This is a genomic window from Citrobacter sp. Cu096 (genome assembly GCF_030332285.1).
Lineage (GTDB): Bacteria > Pseudomonadota > Gammaproteobacteria > Enterobacterales > Enterobacteriaceae > Citrobacter > Citrobacter meridianamericanus.
On sequence record NZ_JAOWID010000023.1, the window covers coordinates 268,227 to 288,175 of the forward strand.

General features: G+C 49.9%; 18 protein-coding genes, 2 pseudogenes and 1 riboswitch. Of the genes and pseudogenes, 7 read left to right on the forward strand and 13 right to left on the reverse strand.

The window, feature by feature from the left end:
• Positions 1–25: 25 nt before the first annotated feature.
• Positions 26–1,687, reverse strand: a complete 1,662-nt coding sequence (locus tag OGX99_RS10200; protein ID WP_151217745.1) for a flotillin family protein — start codon at positions 1,685–1,687, stop codon at positions 26–28.
• Positions 1,688–1,711: 24 nt separating this feature from the next.
• On the reverse strand, positions 1,712–2,341 hold the full coding sequence (locus OGX99_RS10205) for an OB-fold-containig protein (protein WP_151217744.1): 630 nt from the start codon (positions 2,339–2,341) through the stop codon (positions 1,712–1,714).
• 261 nt (positions 2,342–2,602) lie between these two features.
• On the opposite strand from OGX99_RS10205, the gene glgS reads away from it, so the two are divergent.
• Positions 2,603–2,809 (forward strand): cell surface composition regulator GlgS, encoded by a 207-nt coding sequence (glgS, locus tag OGX99_RS10210; RefSeq protein ID WP_086523459.1) that lies wholly within the window; start codon positions 2,603–2,605, stop codon positions 2,807–2,809.
• A gap of 33 nt (positions 2,810–2,842) precedes the next feature.
• Here glgS and ubiK read toward each other — a convergent pair whose 3' ends face one another.
• A complete protein-coding gene (gene ubiK, locus OGX99_RS10215; protein WP_151217743.1) occupies positions 2,843–3,139 on the reverse strand; it encodes a ubiquinone biosynthesis accessory factor UbiK in 297 nt (98 codons plus the stop codon).
• A 132-nt stretch (positions 3,140–3,271) separates the two neighbouring features.
• Positions 3,272–3,421, forward strand: a riboswitch (FMN riboswitch).
• 105 nt (positions 3,422–3,526) lie between these two features.
• On the opposite strand from ubiK, the gene ribB reads away from it, so the two are divergent.
• The gene (gene ribB / locus OGX99_RS10220) at positions 3,527–4,180 is read left to right on the forward strand and encodes a 3,4-dihydroxy-2-butanone-4-phosphate synthase (RefSeq protein WP_151224361.1); all 654 of its coding nucleotides are present in this window, start codon (positions 3,527–3,529) and stop codon (positions 4,178–4,180) included.
• A 60-nt stretch (positions 4,181–4,240) separates the two neighbouring features.
• Here the strand turns inward: ribB and OGX99_RS10225 are convergent, their stop codons facing one another.
• The 7 genes and pseudogenes from OGX99_RS10225 to zupT form a co-directional block, all read right to left on the reverse strand.
• Positions 4,241–5,314, reverse strand: coding sequence for a fimbrial protein (locus tag OGX99_RS10225; protein ID WP_187259018.1), 1,074 nt, complete (start codon positions 5,312–5,314; stop codon positions 4,241–4,243).
• Positions 5,311–6,042 carry a fimbrial biogenesis chaperone gene (locus OGX99_RS10230; protein WP_278238324.1) on the reverse strand — a complete coding sequence of 244 codons (732 nt, stop codon included), beginning with the start codon at positions 6,040–6,042 and terminating at the stop codon, positions 5,311–5,313. The genes OGX99_RS10225 and OGX99_RS10230 overlap by 4 nt, the downstream gene beginning before the upstream one ends.
• A 13-nt stretch (positions 6,043–6,055) precedes the next feature.
• Complete coding sequence (locus OGX99_RS10235) at positions 6,056–8,503, reverse strand: fimbria/pilus outer membrane usher protein (RefSeq protein WP_151217741.1); 2,448 nt, start codon at positions 8,501–8,503, stop codon at positions 6,056–6,058.
• A 67-nt stretch (positions 8,504–8,570) separates the two neighbouring features.
• Positions 8,571–9,134 carry a fimbrial protein gene (locus tag OGX99_RS10240; RefSeq protein WP_151217740.1) on the reverse strand — a complete coding sequence of 188 codons (564 nt, stop codon included), beginning with the start codon at positions 9,132–9,134 and terminating at the stop codon, positions 8,571–8,573.
• Between the two features lie 435 nt (positions 9,135–9,569).
• Positions 9,570–9,728 (reverse strand): annotated as a pseudogene (locus OGX99_RS10245) (protein-disulfide oxidoreductase DsbI); the annotation flags it as partial.
• A gap of 14 nt (positions 9,729–9,742) precedes the next feature.
• A pseudogene (gene assT, locus OGX99_RS10250) lies at positions 9,743–11,358 on the reverse strand (arylsulfate sulfotransferase AssT); the annotation flags it as partial.
• A gap of 639 nt (positions 11,359–11,997) precedes the next feature.
• Positions 11,998–12,771, reverse strand: coding sequence for a zinc transporter ZupT (gene zupT / locus OGX99_RS10260; RefSeq protein ID WP_151217739.1), 774 nt, complete (start codon positions 12,769–12,771; stop codon positions 11,998–12,000).
• Between the two features lie 147 nt (positions 12,772–12,918).
• Between zupT and ygiD the strand changes: the two genes are divergently transcribed.
• Positions 12,919–13,707 carry a 4,5-DOPA-extradiol-dioxygenase gene (ygiD, locus tag OGX99_RS10265; protein ID WP_151224358.1) on the forward strand — a complete coding sequence of 263 codons (789 nt, stop codon included), beginning with the start codon at positions 12,919–12,921 and terminating at the stop codon, positions 13,705–13,707.
• 43 nt (positions 13,708–13,750) lie between these two features.
• Here the strand turns inward: ygiD and OGX99_RS10270 are convergent, their stop codons facing one another.
• The 3 genes from OGX99_RS10270 to tolC all read right to left on the reverse strand — a co-directional run bounded on the left by OGX99_RS10270 (position 13,751) and on the right by tolC (position 17,233).
• Positions 13,751–14,911 (reverse strand): glutathionylspermidine synthase family protein, encoded by a 1,161-nt coding sequence (locus tag OGX99_RS10270; RefSeq protein WP_151217737.1) that lies wholly within the window; start codon positions 14,909–14,911, stop codon positions 13,751–13,753.
• 5 nt (positions 14,912–14,916) lie between these two features.
• Complete coding sequence (locus OGX99_RS10275; protein WP_003024591.1) at positions 14,917–15,594, reverse strand: DUF1190 family protein; 678 nt, start codon at positions 15,592–15,594, stop codon at positions 14,917–14,919.
• 157 nt (positions 15,595–15,751) lie between these two features.
• Complete coding sequence (tolC, locus tag OGX99_RS10280) at positions 15,752–17,233, reverse strand: outer membrane channel protein TolC (protein ID WP_151217736.1); 1,482 nt, start codon at positions 17,231–17,233, stop codon at positions 15,752–15,754.
• Between the two features lie 205 nt (positions 17,234–17,438).
• On the opposite strand from tolC, the gene nudF reads away from it, so the two are divergent.
• From nudF to yqiA, 4 genes are read left to right on the forward strand one after another with little or no spacing between them, the layout of a single operon-like run.
• Positions 17,439–18,071 (forward strand): ADP-ribose diphosphatase, encoded by a 633-nt coding sequence (nudF, locus tag OGX99_RS10285; protein WP_151217735.1) that lies wholly within the window; start codon positions 17,439–17,441, stop codon positions 18,069–18,071.
• Positions 18,068–18,490: a DUF1249 family protein gene (locus OGX99_RS10290; RefSeq protein WP_151217734.1), complete on the forward strand. Its 423-nt coding sequence runs from the start codon at positions 18,068–18,070 to the stop codon at positions 18,488–18,490. Before nudF ends, OGX99_RS10290 begins: the two co-directional genes overlap by 4 nt.
• A gap of 24 nt (positions 18,491–18,514) precedes the next feature.
• Positions 18,515–19,342 (forward strand): 3',5'-cyclic-AMP phosphodiesterase, encoded by an 828-nt coding sequence (gene cpdA, locus OGX99_RS10295; protein WP_286543440.1) that lies wholly within the window; start codon positions 18,515–18,517, stop codon positions 19,340–19,342.
• Positions 19,342–19,923: an esterase YqiA gene (gene yqiA / locus OGX99_RS10300; protein ID WP_003024575.1), complete on the forward strand. Its 582-nt coding sequence runs from the start codon at positions 19,342–19,344 to the stop codon at positions 19,921–19,923. Before cpdA ends, yqiA begins: the two co-directional genes overlap by 1 nt.
• The last annotated feature ends 26 nt before the right edge of the window (positions 19,924–19,949 follow it).

Below are 19,949 nucleotides of genomic sequence, written 5' to 3' on the forward strand. Positions count from 1 at the left end.
CGACACTATCCGGCATTATTACGGTTTATTCCTGAGTCACAGCGTTGCTTTCCACAGATTTCAGCGGCTCGGCCAGTGCCGACAGTGAACCGCCGGATAAGCCAATTTCATTTAACAGCGAATCAATCAGCGGCGCTTGTGTACGATAGGCAAGAGCTGCTGATAATGCCTGCTCAGCCAAATTTCCACTGCTTACGTTACCTGCGCTTACTTCACCGACGGCGCCGCCACGATTCAGGCCATCAACCTGAATAATCTTGATTCCGTCGATAGACTTCATTGGCTCAACGGATTTCTCAATAACCGCTGGCAGAGACTGCAGCAGAGCCAGCTTAAATTTCAGGCTGGTCTGTTCGTCGGAAAGCACGTTGATGGCATCGTTGAGCGCACGCTGGGCTTCGGCTTCCGCCAGACCTTTTTTCCGCGTCGCTTCGGCCAGTTCAACAATTGCTGCCGCCTGCAATTCTGCGGCTTCTTTTTCGGCTTTTGCCCGGACGGTCAGTTCAACCGCCTGGGTTTCTGCATCCTGCGCAGCGGCGATCAGCGCAACCTGTTTGGCTCGATCCGCTTCTGCGGTCTGGCGGGTGGTTTCTACGTTCTGCTGGGCGCGAACCGCTTCGGCCAGGGCATCGTTAGCACGCGCTTCGGCCTGAGACTGCTGTTCGGACTTGGCGGCAATGGCGATGGACTTGGTTTGGTTGGCGATCTCCGTTGCCTGCTGCTGTTCGATCTCTTTGATGCGAACTTCACGCTCGGCCTCGACTTTTCTTGATCGCACCGCCTGTTCGCGCTCGATTTCCGTTTCCTGAATCTGGCGTTCGGCAAGAATGCGTGTCTGCTCAGCTTCACGATGACGTTCAGCTTCGAATGCGGCAATTTTGGCGTTTTGCTCGGCCGTGCGGGTCTTCACCTGCTGCTCCTGCTCAAGCGTCATGAAGGCTTCCTGCTGCTCGATCTCCAGCTTGCGCGCCAGCGCATCACGGTTTTTCTCGCGCACCGCAACTTCAACGTCCTGCTCGACTTCGTTACGTTCGCGGCGACGGCGTTCTGTTTCCTGGGTCAGCTTGGTCAGACCCTCGGCATCAAAGGCGTTATTCGGGTTGAAATGGACTTTTTCGGTCTGGTTAAAGTTGGTGAGTGAAACGCTCTCGAGTTCCAGGCCGTTTTTGGACAGGTCTTCCGCGACGGTATTTTGTACGCCCTGAACGAAGTTTTCACGCGTATCCTGCAGTTCATGCATGGTCATCTGCGACGCAGTGGCACGCAGGGCATCGACAAACTTATCTTCTATTAGCACACGTAAATCCTCTGGTGACAGCGTTCGCTGTCCCAGCGTCTGTGCGGCGGTAGCAATCCCTTCAACAGACGGTTTTACACGCACGAAAAAGGCGACGACGACATCCACGCGCATACGGTCTTTGGTGATGAGGCTGTCGACAGTCGAACGGCTCACCTCAAGTTTGAGGGTGTTCATGTTGATAGGAATAATTTCGTGGAAGATGGGCATGACAATTGCGCCGCCGCTCATCACCACTTTTTGCCCGCCAAGTCCGGTACGTACAAATGCCTGTTCAGCAGACGCGCGGCGATACAGGCGGGCAAAGATAATCCCGATAATTAATAAGACGACCACCGCCACAATGGCGGTAAACATCCATGAAGGTAACATGCCAAAAACATCATCCATTGTGTTATTCCCTTAAAGTAAAAATTACAAAACATTTGGCCAGGGGTTTAGCTCGGCCAGGTAACGCGTTGCGGAGAGTCGGCAGATAATCAGCACCTTGTCTCCTTTTTTGAATTCTTGGCCTGCTTCAGGCTCCAGCAGCACATAGTGAGTCTGCCCGAACTTATCGGTAAATTTGCCTTCGCAGGGGGTTCCTGCACTTGCGGAATGTCCGGTAATAATCGCCATGCAGCCGATAAACTCATCTTCTGCGAGGGCGGTGGTTTCATCCCGCGGCAGCCAGGGAGCAATGATTTTTCCGCTGTAATGCACGGCAAAGACGGCAAGAATAAAACTCACCGGAGCAAGCAGTAGGTTGCTGAGCGGTACTTGCCATAGCGTGATCGAAGCATGTTGAAGAAGGATGCCGAAGAGTCCGAAGAACCCTGCGAGTAAACACAGCACGATAAGTGCGGGAATACGTCCAATATTCAAATAGTGCAGCGCCTGGCCGATATTGCCGGAAGTCAGGGCATCGTAATGTTCAAGATGCGCATCAAGCGCACCCGAAAGGAAATGCCCGAAAATAAGAGAGATGACTTCCAGTAAGCCAATCAGCAGGACAAATGAAATAGCAAACAGGTAGGGGGCGTTATAATCCGTGAATAAAACCAACTTTCTTCCTCCTGCGACCGCGTTCCCTGATAGTGTCAAAAGTAATGGTTTTACCTCTTACTTTTACATGACGTTACAATAACATGCGTTCTCCTTGTCTTGAATCCGAAAAGAGGCACATCCCCCCTCTTAGATTTCGTAGGAAACTGTGAAGCTGGTGGTTTTTTTGCGCACAATATGTGCAGAATAACTTCGCATCCAGGGAAATACTGAAATCAGAAAAAGCATATGGCCTTAGCAGATATTCAATAACTGGAGGGTATGCTCATGAACAGTAGTATGTATTCAATGAACAATTTCGATTTCCTGGCCCGCAGTTTTGCCAGGATGCAGGCTGAGGGCCATCCCGTTGATATCCAGGCGATAACTGGGAATATGGATGAAGAACACCGTAGCTGGTTTTGCAAACGCTATGCGCTGTACTGCCAGCAGGCGACGGAGGCCAGGAAGCTGGAACTGGAACACTAACAGAAAAACGGGCCTTGCGGCCCGTTGTCGTTTTTACTCTTGCGGATCGACTGACGGGATCGCGGGGGCAGGCTTAGTTTCTGCCGTTGTTTCACGCGATTCCAGCTCGGTCAGACGTTGCTCAAGCAGCGCCAGCTTTTCACGGGTACGCAGCAAAACCTGAGTCTGTACATCAAACTCTTCACGGCTTACCAGATCCAGACGGGTCAGCTGTGACTGAAGCGTTTGACGAATTTTCTTCTCAACGTCTTCGCCAAACTCGCGGATCCCTTTCGGCATCGACTCATGAACCTGACGAGCAATCTGCTCAATTTTTTTCGGGTCAATCATTGTGGTTTCCCTGAACTGGTACGTGTTGCTGCATATTGTAGTGCGAACTGGCACAAGCATAAACCAGAATTGTGTGAAGCTAAGCCGAGCAAAGGCGTTGATGAAGGTAATCAATAGCGTTATAGTTAACGCGCTTATTCTCAGGGCGGGGCGAAATTCCCCACCGGCGGTAAATCAACTGATGTTGAAAGCCCGCGAGCGCTTTGAGTGCAAACTCAAAGGTCAGCAGATCCGGTGTAATTCCGGGGCCGACGGTTAAAGTCCGGATGGGAGAGAGTAACGATCCAGTCGGGCATGGACCCGCTCACGTTATTTTTTGCCGCTTAGACGGTACTCCTAAGACTGCCCTGATTCTGGTAACCATAATTTTAGTGAGGTTTTTTTACCATGAATCAGACGCTACTTTCCTCTTTTGGTACGCCTTTCGAACGTGTTGAACATGCGCTGTCTGCGCTGCGTGAAGGACGCGGTGTGATGGTGCTTGACGACGAAGATCGTGAAAACGAAGGCGATATGATTTTCCCGGCAGAGACCATGACCGTTGAACAGATGGCGCTGACCATCCGTCACGGAAGCGGTATTGTTTGCCTGTGCATCACCGAAGACCGCCGTAAACAGCTCGATCTGCCAATGATGGTTGAAAATAACACCAGTGCTTACGGTACCGGCTTTACCGTGACCATTGAAGCCGCTGAAGGCGTGACCACCGGCGTTTCCGCTGCAGACCGTGTTACAACGGTTCGCGCGGCAGTTAAAGAGGGTGCAAAACCGTCCGACCTGAACCGTCCGGGGCACGTGTTCCCGCTGCGTGCTCAGGCTGGTGGCGTGTTAACCCGCGGTGGTCATACTGAAGCGACCATCGACCTGATGACGCTGGCAGGGTTTAAACCGGCAGGTGTGCTGTGCGAATTGACTAATGATGATGGCACCATGGCGCGTGCGCCACAGTGCATTGAGTTTGCCGGCAAGCACAATATGGCTGTAGTCACTATCGAAGATTTAGTGGCTTATCGTCAAGCGCACGAGCGTAAAGCCAGCTAATTGTAAGACGAACTGGTGAAATAGCAAAAAGCCGATGCAACGCCATCGGCTTTTTTACGCTTAGTTGTAGTTAATTTTAAATAAAACTACTGTTTCAAATGGCCCAGTCTTCACGGTGTCGCCGGTGACCTGACTTAATTCAGCCTGATAGCTTTTCTCTCTGGTCAGTAATTCTGTGTCAAACTCGGCATATTCAGAGTATGCGTTAAAGGTGGATAAGGTATTATCTTCCATATTGCGTATTTTTAACTGCAAACCATTACCGATTCTTAACGATTTATCATCCTCAGCCAATTCTTCTGTCGTATAAAATGAGGACGAAACTTTAAACGTGTCGGTACACCCGCTTTCTGCACCCTGATTCTTGGTTGTCTTAATGGAAAAGCTTTTGGTCAAGGTTTTGGCGTTAATTTCCATATTATTAAAGGTGCCAAAATCGATGGTTTGGTTTTCCGGAAAAATGTTGAATTTTACGCTGCAGTCCAGTACGCGGATTTGATCTAATCCCGTAACATGATATTTGAGATTGGCAGCATCCGGGCTAACGTTAATACCGCCAACGCCATCAAACTGCACCAGAATATAATCGCCGATACTGCTGGTGTAGTCGTGGGGAGGCATGGATATGATTTTTACGTACAGACGCATACGGGCCACAAACGTTCTCGAGTAGTGCGTATCGTCCGCGTTTCCTGAGCAAAGGTAGTGCTCCCAACCACTGGCTCTGATTTGCGCTGGGGTATAGATCTTAAGCTTCTGATTATCAATGCACTGGTGCGTATCAATGCTGACCGCACCTTGCGTGGCGTCATAATCAATGCCTTCATAGGTGACGCCCAGTTGATAATAGGTATCGTTGACTGAGGTGTAGGGGTTTACCCATGCGTAGACGTTTTCGCTGCTATAAGCATTTTCGGAGGTTGCGTTATCGCAGTAGACGGGGATTTTTATATCGTTGCTTTCCCAGATTTTGTCCCCGGGTTTAGCGTTGTTAGGGACTGCAAACGGCTCGATAGCGGTATAACCTTCAACAGGACCACCGGAGGCTCCCAGATAGCAGTGAACCGCCAGCGCGGAACGAAAAGGGATAGCGATGAATATTAACAACAGAAATAACCGTAGCGTGCGGATCATTTTCTGGCCTCCGGCACGATAAGATCGCACTGACCATAGCATTTCACGTTCAGCATGCGCAGTCCGCCATAATCATCCATATATCCCAGTGCGAATGTATTTCCGTTATAACCGCCGGCATTTAATGTGGCAGAGGAAAAAGGGGGAATCATCTTACTGCTAAAGCCCGACAATTGGCTTTTGCTGTCTTTGCCAAAAAAAGCCAACGTAATGTAGTAGGCGGTAGGATTATTGACCAACAGCGTATTTCCCTGCTGACTTATTTTAAGCTGATGTTCGACTTCGACTCCCGGTTTTTTCTTTAATGCGGCGGGTCGCCAGAACAATTTCATGCGGGATTGCAATGCCATTTGTACTACGGCATTGCTACCTTTATTTTCTGGCTCAGGTGGAATTTCCCGGACATTAAAATAAAACAACGATTCCCGATCCTGAGGCAGTGAACGCGCTTTATCCTGCTTAACGATCCTCACTTGTGAAATTGCGCCGGGATTTAACCGCTGGATTGGTGGTAGAGCAACTAAAAAGGTGTCATCTTTATTTCCTTTTTCATCTTCAATCCATGAGTAAGCCAGATAAGGCAACTGCTTGCTCTGATTTTCGAGCTTCAGGCTGCTGGCTTTTTCGTTGCCGTTAAATATTATCCGCGTTCTGTCGGGCTGAATTGCCGCCTGGCAGGTGAGTGATAAGGCGAGTAGTACTATTGTTAATCCTTTGAATAATGTCATTTTTCATCCTTAATTAATGACAAGGTAAAATCAGACCTTGCATGGAGATATCCAGCGAGTCCGGTAATGCGATGGTGCAGGTCTGTTTGTCACCCCACTGCACGGTAAATTGCTGCCTACTGTCGACACCACCAAGCCACGCATGGCCATCTTCGCTGACCATTCCCACTTCGGTATTGCTTTCAATCTGCCGCACGATCGCGCCGAGCGGCGGGAAGTCGCCATTTTCCATTCTGATGCCGACGGTAATATTTTTGCCAGCGCGGGATATCAGCCCTTTGTAGCCAATGGCACCTTCGGTCCAGGTTTGGCGGGTGATCGTTTCATCAACGGTCACGCCGTCAGGCAGATCGTTCATATTGACCGCGATGGTTGAGGGCTGGTAGCTGGAAACCATTGGCACCACCGCATAGCCCAAACTGTTGGTGCGGTTGCTATCTCCCTGTACAGGAATGTCGGCCACGCCATCGGCTCCGACCATGACCCTGGGCTCATTGCCAAAGCTACGACGATGCAACGCGATGCCGCTGCCTGTTGCGGTCATTGAACCGCTCCAGCTTGCGCTGGCGGAAGTATAGTCGCTGGCCGCGTAGCTTCCGGAGAACTGTAGTTCGCCAGCGGGGGTGACATGCTGGTAGTTGCCTCTGAATTGCGCGCCGTTATGTGGCCTGTCGGTTGCGGTTCCTGCGGATACGCCCCAGGTGTTATACGGATCGGATGAATCATTCCATGAGAGCGTGTTAGTCGTATTGCTACTGTTACGCATGTCATAATTCAACCGTCGACCAAAGTCGAAGGGAGCTGAGAGCGAAACGTAAACTTGCTTATCGTTATCACTCTCCTCGTAGTGCGTTGTGCTGAAGGATGTTGACAGTGATAAACCTTTCCAGTCGCCAATATCGAAATTAAACCCGGCGGTAACCGATGCGGTAGTGGAGCTGTCGCCATCCCACCATTGCTGACGCAGTGCGCTGACGTACAGATTCATCCGCAGAGGATCAATTGGCTGATTGAAGGCGATGCTTACGGTCTGCTTTTCGTCCTGAGTATCAGCTTCATTGTACTGATGGGCGACAAAGTTGGCATAACTATGAAATTCACGTTCGGAAAAACGGTAGGCGGCGAGTGAGATCTGGCTGTTCGTTGCATCAAAACGTTTACTGTAGTTCAGACGATAGCTGAGACCACTTTCTTCATGACCGTCCTCGAAAGTACTGCGGGAGTGCGTAACGTCAAATGAGAGCGCGCCCAGCCAAAGCATGTTTTGTCCAATACCCACTGCCGCTGAGCGATAATCGTTGCCCGCAGCGAGGATCCCGCCATAGAGAGATGTGTTCGACAGCATTCCCCATGAAGCTTCGCTACTCACGAAGGAGTCATCAATCACGTGATGCGAGATGTCCGGGCGTGCACGACCCGCGGCGATTTTGTAGCGAACTTGCCCTTCGCGGGTCAGGAAAGGTGTGGAGGCTGCAGAAACCTGAAATGTATTGGTTCGGCCGTCTTCTTCGGTGATTTTCACGTCCAGCGTTCCCTGTACCGATTGATTGAGATCGGTAATAACAAAGGGACCAGGGGCAACTTTGGTTTGATAAATTACGCGACCGGAATGGCTAACGGTGACTGTGGCATTGGTTTGCGCGATGCCGCTGATTTGTGGGGCATAACCACGTAATTCCCACGGCAGCATACGGTCGTCGCTGGCCAGAGATGCGCCATTATAGGAAAAGCCATCAAAGATATTGGAGCTTAAATCTGTCTCGCCCAGCGTGAGTTTCGCTCCTATTGTAGGGAGGGGGCGAAAAAGATAGGTACGCGAAATACTTCGCGTCGTTTGGATATTTTCGTCGCTGCGATTTTGGCTGACCTGATAATCGCTGCGTAAGCGCCAGGCACCCATGTTCAGGCCCGCGGTGCCATAGGAGTTTAGATTTTCTGTGCTTCCACCTGTGTCGGGGCGATAGGTGCTGGCGAATAGGTTGTAGTCGAACAGCAGACCGTTCACACCATGATCCCAGCTTGAGGGGGGCATCCAGCTTTCTGACTTCCATGCCAATAAAACCTGGGGGACACTGATATCCAGGCGTTGATTTGCCATATCTAAGTTGAAGGCAATATCGTTGTATTCGGCAAAATCTATGCAATCGTGGTGTACTGGCAGTGAATTTAAAATCTTTTCTTTCAACCCCAGTTGCCTGGCGAGGTCAGAAGGAATACAGACGGCAACGCTCTCGCCATGTTTTTTCCAGGTCAACTGGCGGCCTGATGATATTTGGTTTTTATTCACAGCGACGGTAACAAAGTAGCTCCCTGGCGCTATTGCGGAATCATCTTTTAATAGCGAGAGATCAACACTGTTACGCATGGATTTATCCAGCACGTTCAGGTTGAATTCGACGGCCATAGCTGAAAATGACAACAGCAACCCACATCCGCAGGCCGCAATCTTGCAGGTATTCATGGCAATCCTTACCTATACCCAAGCGTTACAAGTGTTAAATGGTGGCCATCCGGCCACCATTGCGTGACTACTTATAAGTGAGTCTGTAGGTTGCCGTTGCGGCGACAGCACCTACGGTGACATCCGTTGAGCCAATTTTTTGCATATAGGCCATAAAGGGAAGGATTTGGGTTGCGGAGGTGGAGATTAAATCAATGCTTTTGGCTGTTCCCAGAGTAATATTTGTACTTGATTTGTCCAACAGACGTACGCCAACATTCTGCGCGCCGCTGGCGAAGGTATTGCTCAACAGGCTGGTGTCTTCCGTTGTAACGCTGTCGCTGTTGAAGGTGACTTCGACTTTACTCACGGGTACGTCGCTGCCATTGTTCGAGTTTGGCAGATTGCAATTGATCAAATGCAGGCTTGAATCTACCGCATCAGAATGCCCGTTAGTATTAATGTAGGAGGCAGGCACTTCACCCAATTCGACCTGCTTATCAATATCGTCAGGTTGAATAGCGCATGGCGCGTTGATAACGGTACCGGTGAAGGTGATTTTGCCGCTACCGCCGTCAACATCGGCGAAGGCATAGCTGGAGGTTAATGTGGCAATAGTAAGAGCCAATAACGCCTTATTTACTGATTTCATATACATTCCTTTAGTGGTGAAAATATCCTTGATATACAAGTCAAAGCACGCCGCCTTTTTTAAAATTATATCATCAGGTATTCCCTGGATGTTCGTGCTTGCACTGAATTCAGAATTTGCCCCGCCACTAATTAAATTTAAATATATATAAATTTAATATTATATTTGCTTTAGTGCTAAAAATCGGAATGTGTGAGGTTTTATTATGTTTTCTTGTACCAGAAGCAGAAAGATATTTCTTTAAAACTGTGAGCTGAATGCACTATTTTTCTTAAAATCAGAATATATCAATATGGAAAAATTATCATTGATGTTAAGAGAAGATAAATTTGGAATGTTTTTAATTCGAAAGGGGTATACCAATTGAATTGTATAGCTAATGTGAGAAAAGCAGAAGTCTGGATGCAGACCTCTGCTTTAGTATTAGCATTCTAATTATTTGATTCTGGTCATTTTTAAAGTCCAGGCACAGCTCATTATCACCAACAGCAGCAAACATAGGCCAAAGGCCAGTAAGCAAGCCTGTGCCATGTTCATAAAATGCCACGGTGGAAGCAGATACCAGCCTTCAGACTGTTGGTATAGATCGATAAATCACGTTTGCGTACCATAGTGTCACGGTCTTTCTGATATTCGATAACCGAGGTGATGGGACTATAGAAATCGTAACTGCGCTCTTTGCCGTATTCCCAGATTTGCTGAACGGTACCTTTTTTCTCGTCAACTTTATATTCGACGAAACGAGAGTATTTCATCGTCGGCAATGCCGGTTGTTCGAGCCCACGACCATCGCCGTTGTCAAAGATGGTTAATGTTCCTTTGCTCGAGAGCCATGCGGTGTGCTGTGTATAAGTAAAATCGAAATCGGTGTTTTCACACTTGCCGTTTTCGTCACATTTTAGCGCATTGCCTTTACTATCAATCGGTTTTGACAGCTTGCTTGCCAGCGCCTTATTCCAGCCTTTCGACGGAGCGAGGATCCATTTCACCTGTTTATCGCGACCGATTTTGACGACGCCCTGATGGCGGGAAGAGATAATAATGGAGTCATCTTTGGCATCATAGGCAATGGAGTTAACGTGCGCCAGTTACGACCCGCACCCACTCCGAGGGCGTCACCGTAAGGAGTATCTGGCTCCAGTTTCGCCTGTTGACCGGCATGAGCGAGGTCAACGTTGACGCTACCGCGCTTGCGTCCAGTGCACCCAGAAGCGCATCACGCATCGGATCGAGTATTTTTGTCAGATCCCATACGTCAACCACACGACCTGACTTGTCTACTTCAATTATCTGATCGCGGATAGTTTGCACATGGATGCCATCTTCTTTGCGATAATCGCGTTTGCCCGCGCGAAGCAACATGGTGTCGTTGATTGTTTCGAGCGATTCATGCGACGCGCCGAGGAAGCCGCGCGGTAGCTTATGATCGGCCAGAATCTGCCCCATCATATCGAATTCGTACCAATGCTGACCCTGAACGGCTGTGAAGGTGCCGCGCGGCGTTTCCCGGATACCCATCAAGTAACCGCGCTTATTGATATCCATGTCATGGCCATTGTAAAAGGTATCTTGATCCAGCCACCAACGATATTCACCTTCCGTATCGACGATAAAGGTGAAGGGGGCAATGTCAAAGGGTAATGCCCGCCCGCAGGACCCGCATCCAGAATGCCGGCATTTTTATCTTTTTCGCCATGCCAGTGGAATTCCGCCCCTTGTGCCTTGAAGATATGGGTATTCACCAGATAGAGACGATCTTCAAAACCAGGCGCTACCTTAATAACTTTCGTTTGCTGTAAATCGGAAACAGAACGATTATCCATGTAGTGATTAACGATGGCGGACGTTTGCACCACATAATCATCCTTCATGGCTTTGCCATTTTCTTTATATTCAACGGTGACATTATTAGCAAACTTTTGATAAAGACCAAAAATAGGCACGCCGTCATAGGTTGCTAATGATTCTTTGCCAACAGTATAAGTAACAGGAACTCCTTTCTCGCCTTTGCCATGAACGGTGACTTTAACATCTGAAATAACGTGACTGTCTAATTCAACCAGTGCGGTAAGTGGGGCGTTTCCATAAAGAACAACGACTATTGCGCCCAGATTCCCTGTGGGTTGGCGGATTGAAAACCCGCGGCAAAGGAATTTCCAACTGTTAATCCAAACGTCAGTGCCAGAGTGCCTGCGAGAAGTGTTTTTCGATATTGCCTAAACATGGATATATCTCCTTATATTACCTATAAAAATAATCTCAATGAATATATTATGTTTTTAAGGTATGGCTAAAAATGAAAAAGGTACTACTGATGTCACTTTTATTGTGGGTATATAAATATTGATGAAGTGTATTATTTTACAAGATCTAATTTTTATTGTTTTCTGGATAGTATGAGTGAGGTATTTTAAGGACAATGTTTATTATTGCTTAGTGTGATCTCGTCGACATAGTTTTATTTTTTATAACTGTTTTCGCTATTGGCATAGCTGCTGGTTTATATGATCGAAATCATATATTTGTTTCTGAAATATGCCACTATAGGGGTATGTCAGAATAAGCTTATGTAAAATTTTAACGTTAAATGTTTAATGATGTTAAATGTTAAGGGTAAAAGAATGTTTATTGCCTGGTATTGGATCGTATTAATTGCACTCGTTGCATTGGGTTATTATTGCCATATGAAGCGTTATTGTCGGGCATTCCGACAGGACAGAGACGCATTGCTTGAGGCACGAAACAAACTCTTCCGTCGTTCTGGAGAAGATAACAGCGTGATTAAGGAACAGGAATAGTCCTTCACGTTCTGCTATGGATGAGCGGATGCTGTAAAATAGCAGGGTGGCATCCGCCCTCTGGATTATCCGATTCCCATGGACTGGAGGATGACGAGACTTAACCCCATCACCGACATTCCGCACAGGACCCCATAGCTGGGATTATTATTTGGGTCGATCTCTTTTGCCAGTGGCATCAATTCATCGACTGACAGCGCCACCATGATTCCGGCGACCGCCGCCATTATTGCCGCCATTACCACCGGTGAAATCAGACTACCAAGAATTAACCACGCCAGCACGCCGCCCAGTATTTCCGCCATTCCCGAGATCCCAGCCCAGAATATCGCGGTACGTTTTGAACCCGTGGCGGCATAAACGGGCCCGGCAACGGCTAAACCTTCAGGTATATTATGTAATGCGACAGCAAGCGCAATGCCAAACCCCAGTTCGAGGTTGCTGCTGGCGGTAACAAAAGTCGCAATCCCTTCCGGGAAATTGTGCAGGCTAATGCCGAGCGTAAGTAAAATAGCGGTACGTTTAATGGAGCTGGGTAGAGGTTGCTTTGTTTTCTGTACCAGATCCTGAGGGTGGGCGTGTGGCAATAGACGATCCAGGCCAAAATAGCCCAGCAAGCCAAAGATAAACATCCCGTAGCCCAAAACTGGCGACATGCCTTCAGCAGCCAGAGCGGCGGGTAGCATCTCCATCAGGGAGATCAGTAACATTATCCCGGCGGCGAAGCCTAAAGAAAAGGCGAGAACGCGGTTGGAGGGCTTTTGCCCTAACACACCGAGAAATGCGCCAATAAACGTAGCGGCACCTGCCAGTAAAGTCAGAAGTAAAGGTACTGACATCGACAAATCAAACTCCTTATCAATCTACCTTTCGGGCCAGATCGTCAAAATAACTGATGATCTTCATCATGGTTATCTGAGTTCTTCATCAACCGAATAAGCGTATTGTGATGGTATCAAAATGACTCCCTCAGTAAGGATATCATCATGTCTTCAACTCGTATGCCAGCATTGTTTTTGGGCCACGGCAGCCCGATGAATGTTCTGGAAGATAACGTTTATACCCGTGCCTGGCAGCAACTGGGGGAAACGTTGCCACGTCCGAAAGCCATCGTGGTAGTCTCAGCGCACTGGTTTACACGCGGCACTGGTGTAACCGCGATGGAAGCACCTAAAACGATCCACGATTTCGGTGGTTTTCCGCAGGCGCTGTATGACACACATTACCCGGCACCGGGCTCGCCAGAACTTGCGCAGCACCTGGTTGATTTACTTGCTCCTGTGCCCGTCGCGTTAGACAAAGAGGCGTGGGGTTTTGACCACGGTTCATGGGGCGTGCTGATCAAGATGTACCCGAATGCCGACATCCCGATGGTGCAGTTAAGCATTGATAGTACAAAACCGGCGGCCTGGCATTTCGAAATGGGTCGTAAGCTGGCAGCGCTGCGCGATGAAGGTATTATGCTGGTGGCCAGCGGTAACGTGGTGCATAACCTGCGCACAGCACGCTGGCACGGCGAGAATACACCGTATCCGTGGGCGACCTCATTCAACGATTATGTTAAGGCAAACCTGACATGGCAGGGACCGGTTGAACAGCACCCGCTGGTGAACTATCTCGATCATGAAGGTGGATCGCTGTCGAATCCAACGGCGGACCACTATCTGCCGCTGCTGTATGTACTCGGCGCGTGGGATGGCAAAGAGCCACTGACTATTCCTGTTGATGGGATTGAGATGGGTAGCCTGAGTATGTTGTCAGTGCAGGTGGGATAAAAACGTAGGCCCGGTAAGCATTAGCGATACCGGGCACAGCGAATTACTCGACAAAAATATGCGGATAGAAACGGGAAAGATCCTGTGTGATCAGCGCGCGGTCTTCGCGAATGCCGATACCTGCAGGTTGATCGTTGATTAGCCAACTGCCGATCAGCATGTAGCTGTCGCCGAACTTCGGTAGCTGATGGAACTGCTGCACGATCATTCCCTCTTCACCGTACGGACCTTCCACCGCTTCGATCGTTTTACCGTTCTCAACGATCGACACGTTAGCGCCTTCACGCGAGAAGATCGGTTTCACGACGAATTTCTCCATCTGCGGATAGTCGTCTTCGGCGAAGTACGCCGGCAGAAGATTCGGATGGTTCGGGAACATTTCCCACAGCAGCGGTAACAACGCTTTGTTGGAGATAATGCTCTTCCAGGCCGGTTCCAGCCAGCGGACGCCGGCATCTTCCAGCTTAGTGGAGAACATCTCGCGCAGCATAAATTCCCACGGATAGAGCTTAAACAGGTTGGCAATCACCTGATCCTCTAAATCCGTGAACTGACCTTTTTCACCAAGACCAATATCTTCAACATAAAGGAATTCAGTGGCGATTTCTGCTTCGGCAGCGCAATCCTGCAGATACTGGATCGTTCCGCGATCTTCAACGGTATCGCGACAACAGGTCAGATGTAGCAACTGAAAACCATATTGCTCACGCAGTGCGGTGAAGCGCTCGATCAGCTTTTCCTGCAGACTGTTGAACTGATCGCTGCCTTCCGGCAAATTGCCTGCATTGAGCTGATCTTCCAGCCAAATCCATTGGAAAAATGCAGCTTCGTACAGCGAGGTGGGCGTATCGGCGTTGTTTTCTAAAAGCTTAGGTTCACCGGTTCCATCCCACGCCAGATCGAGGCGGGAATAGAGCGACGGTTGCTGTGTCAGCCAGGACTGACGGACAAAGCCCCAGGTATGCTTCGGAATGCGAAATTTGGTCATCAGCTCGTCGCTGGCAATGACCTTTTCAACCACCTTGAGGCACATCTGATGCAGCTCAGCGGTGACCTCTTCCAGCTTTTCGACCTGAGCAAGCGTCAGCTTATAGTATGCGTCTTCACACCAGTACGGCTCGCCGTACATGGTGTGAAAGTTGAAACCGTATTCGGTGGCCTTATCGCGCCAGTCCGGGCGCTCGACAATACTGACTCTTTCCATGACGATCAGCCACCCATTGAACGTGTGGTAGTACCGCTTGCGCTACGCTGCATGGTGCTTTGTTTAGCGACTGATTCACCAAATCCGCCGCGGGTTACGGTAGAGGTGGTGGCTGGTTTCGGCGCCATGGCAGTTTTGGGTACGGTCATGGTGCGACCCGGCGTTGCTGCACCGTAGTTTTTGCCGCTGGCGTCAGTATATTTGCCGTATGCAGGGCTGGCTGGGTTTTTCGAGCTGAACAGCGGTTGCTGAGCGCCCATTCCGCCGCCCATCAGTCGGCCCATCATGTAGCCGGCCATCAGCGGCATCCAGAAGCTGCCGCTGCTTTGGTTCTGCGCCTGAGCCTGGCCTTCACCGGTCGGCGCCATGCCTGCTTGCGCAGGTGCCTGCTGGCACTGGCCTTCGCCGAATTCAGCAATACAGTCTTCGCGAGTGGCGTATTTTGGCGCGGTGCGTTCGGCTTCTTTCAGCGCGTTGTTAAACGCGGTGGTACATTCAGCGCTTTTACCCGGATTAGCCGCAGAGCAGTCGTCCGCATTTTGATAAAGCGAAACCGTTTCGTCACTCTTTTCACAGCCCGCGAGCATAAACACTGCGGTAACTGCCAGGGCGACAGGAGTCAGGTGGCGCGCGCTCCAGCTTTTGCGGAACGAGGCGTGATGTATCGATTTTGTCCGTTTCATTTTTGTCTTCCAGGACCCAGTGGTAAACACAGTAAATAATGCTCAGGATAGAGGATGACTGGTCGAAATTGAAGCGGGAAGAGGCGAGAATGCGCAGGAAGAGGCGGATCTTTACGTTGCCTTACGTTCAGACGGGGCCGAAGCCCCGTCTTCAGCATCAATTACGGAACGGGTTATTACCGTTGCTGCTGGTTGAACGTGCAGCCGTCGGCTGAGCCGCAGGCAGATTGCCAGTGCCGTTATAGTCATTCACGGCGGCATCTTGTTGAGGATTTTGCGGTGCCACGGTATCCGGCGTTGTGGATACCGGTTTACCCAGCGTATTGTTCAGCGCCACCAGATCCTGCTCGTTCAGCGTACCGAGCGCAGATTTGACGTTTAGCTGGTTGATAAGATAGGTATAACGCGCATTAGCCAATTGTTGTTTGGCGTTGTACAGCGTGGTGGTGGCATCCAACACATCTACAATGGTACGTGTACCTACGGAATAACCGGCTTCCATCGCATCCAATGAGCTTTGGGCAGAGACAACCGCTTGTTTGTACGCGTTAATGCTACTAATGGAGGCATTAATGTTGTTGAATGAAGAACGAACGGTCTGCACCACGCTACGGTGCGCGCTTTCCAGTTGTTCACTCGCGCCAACAAAGTTGTACTGCGCTTGTTTCACCTGCGAGTTAACCATTCCGCCCTGGTACAGTGGCAGCGAGAAGCTCAGGCCGATTTTGTTCTGACCCATGTTGCTGTCGTCATACTGGGAGCCGGTTGCACCACGGGTTTTAGATCCACTATAAGAGGTGTCAGACACGCCGGTAGAGGCGGTTAAATCCAGCGTTGGTAAATGACCGTCCTGCGCCTGACGAATCTGTTCGCGCGCCAGATCCTGGCTCAAACGTGCCTGCAATAAGGTCAGGTTGCGGTTTTCCGCTTCTTTCAGTAGCGCATTCACCGCCTGCGGTTTGTTGGTTTTAAAGCCATCAACGTTCAGCGAAGCCAGTTCCGGGTAGTAGTTACCGGTCACCTGACGCAGCTGTTCTACCGCGTTATCCAGATTGTTACGTGCAGTCACTTCATTCGCTAATACGGTATCGTATTGTGAGCGGGCGTTTTGTACGTCAGTGATGGCGACCAGGCCAACGTTAAAACGCTGAGTGGTCTGATCTAACTGACGATAAACCGCATCTTTCTGTGCCTGGGTGTACGACAGCACGTCAATCGCGTTCAGTACGTTAAAATAAGCGGTGGCGGTATTCAGGATCAGCGTTTGCTGATCGGTCTGGTACGTCACGTCCTGGATGCCCGCTGATTTTTCTTGCAGCGTCAGGGCACGCCATTTAGACATGTCGAACAGCGTCTGAGTCAATTGTAATGACGCGCTGGTAGCGTTGGAGTTGACGCCGTTTGCATCACGGTAGCCATTGCTGTAGGTGTAATCGGCACCTAAACCCAGTTGCGGCAGTAATGGGCTACGCGCTTCGTTAATTTTTTCGAATGCAGCATCGCGATCGGCGGCCGATTTACGCAATTCCGGGTTGCTCAGGCGTGCTTGCTGATAAACCTGCATCAGGTTTTCTGCCTGGCTCAAAGTACTGAACCCCGACAGGCTCAGGCCGATAAGGATGGGGAGCAATTTCTTCATTTGCATTCCTTGTTGTGAAGCAGTATTTAGCGCTGATCAAATTATAAAAATATTTGCTGATTCTAGCAGAATCTGCCACTGCAAAAAGTTGGCGTTACGTGCCATACGGCGTTAATTTGCATCAATTTAACACAAGGGCGTTCAAACATCAGTCAAACTACCTTGAAATTCACATTTTAATCACTATTGGTTTCAGGACAGAACAATGCGTAAACCAGACAACTTGCCAATGACTTTCACTAAAAATGATGTAGAAATTATTGCACGAGAAACGCTATACCGCGGTTTTTTTTCACTGGATCTTTATCGGTTCCGTCATCGCCTGTTTAACGGCGGTATGAGCGGTGAAGTAAAGCGCGAAATTTTTGAGCGCGGACACGCGGCAGTCTTGCTACCCTTTGACCCTGAGCGGGACGAAGTTGTACTGGTCGAGCAGATCCGTATCGCGGCGTTTGATACCAGCGAAAGCCCGTGGCTACTGGAAATGGTGGCCGGCATGATCGAAGAGGGCGAAACCGTTGAGGATGTGGCCCGTCGTGAAGCGATGGAAGAAGCCGGGCTGGAAGTTAAACGCACGAAACCCGTTCTGAGCTATCTGGCAAGCCCAGGTGGTACCAGTGAGCGCCTGTCTATTTTAGTTGGCGAAGTGGACGCCACGACCGCGAGCGGAATTCATGGTCTGGCTGATGAAAACGAAGATATTCGTGTTCATGTGGTGAGCCGGGAGCAGGCTTATCAATGGGTAGAAGAGGGGAGAATCGACAACGCGGCTTCTGTCATCGCCTTGCAATGGTTACAGCTGCACTATCAAGAGTTAAAAACTGAGTGGAAAAAATGAAGCGTTACACACCTGACTTCCCTGAAATGATGCGCCTGTGCGAAACCAATTATTCGCAATTGCGCCGCCTGCTGCCGCGTAATGACGCAGCCGGTGAAACAGTGAGCTATCAGGTAGCAAACGCACAATATCGGTTAACGATCGTGGAATCGACCCGATACACTACGCTTGTCACGATCGAACAAACGGCACCGGCTGTCACTTACTGGAGCCTGCCGTCATTAACCGTGCGCCTGTATCATGACGCGAGGGTGGCTGAAGTGTGTTCAAGTCAGCAGATCTTTCGCTTCAAAGCGCGGTATGATTATCCAAATAAAAAGTTGCATCAACGCGACGAAAAGCATCAAATTAATCAGTTTCTGGCCGACTGGTTACGGTACTGTTTAGCACATGGAGCGATGGCGATTCCGGTTTATTAGCGTCGTGAAACCTAAGGACACCATTTGGAAAGCCTGTTAACCCTTCCTTTGGCTGGTGAGGCCAGAGTCAGGATCTTACAAATTACAGACACTCACCTGTTTGCCGAAAAGCATGAAACGCTGCTGGGTGTGAACACCTGGGACAGCTATCAATCCGTACTGGATGCCATACATGCAGAGTCGCCTGAGTACGATCTGATCGTCGCGACGGGGGATTTGGCGCAGGATCAATCCGCTGCGGCTTATCAGCATTTTGCTGAGGGCATCGCAAGCTTTTGTGCGCCCTGCGTTTGGTTACCGGGTAATCATGATTTTCAGCCGGCAATGTACAGCGCGCTTCAGGACGCGGGCATTTCTCCGGCCAAGCGCGTTTTCATCGGCGAACAGTGGCAAATATTATTGCTCGACAGCCAGGTGTTCGGCGTTCCCCACGGTGAATTAAGCGAATTTCAGCTCGAATGGTTGGAACGTAAACTTGCCGATGCGCCTGAGCGCAATACCTTGCTGCTTCTGCATCACCATCCTCTGCCCGCGGGCTGCAGCTGGCTCGATCAGCATAGCCTGCGCAATGCCGCGGAGCTGGATAACGTACTGGTGAACTATCCGCGCGTGAAATATCTGCTGTGCGGGCATATTCATCAGGAACTGGACCTGGACTGGAACGGACGCCGTCTGATGGCGACGCCGTCGACCTGCGTGCAGTTTAAGCCGCATTGTTCCAACTTCACGTTAGATACCATCAGCCCCGGCTGGCGGACGTTGGAGCTTTTTGCTGACGGGACGTTGCAGACTCAGGTTCGCCGTCTGCAGGGTAATCGTTTCCACCCTGATACCGCTTCAGAAGGCTACTGATGTCTACGCTTCTCTATCTTCACGGATTTAACAGTTCTCCTCGTTCGGCGAAGGCGTGCTTACTGAAAAACTGGCTGGCGGAGCATCATCCGCACGTAGAGATGATCGTGCCGCAGCTACCACCGTATCCGGCCCAGGCTGCAGAGATGCTGGAATCGATCATTCTTGAACATGGCGGAGAGTCGTTGGGTATTGTCGGCTCCTCGTTGGGCGGCTATTACGCCACCTGGCTGTCGCAATGTTTTATGCTGCCAGCCGTGGTGGTGAACCCCGCTGTACGGCCTTATGAACTACTGGTCGACTATCTCGGTCAAAACGAGAACCCCTACACGGGGCAGCAATATGTGCTAGAGTCACGCCATATTTACGATCTTAAAGTCATGCAGATTGACCCGCTGGAAGCGCCGGATTTGATCTGGCTGCTTCAACAAACGGGCGATGAAGTGTTGGACTACCGCCAGGCGGTGGCGTATTACGCCTCCTGCCGTCAGACAGTTATTGAGGGCGGAAACCACGCATTCACGGGCTTCGAAGATTATTTCAACCCGATTGTCGATTTCCTTGGACTGCACAGTTTCTGACGATCAATTCGAATTGCTTATTTAAA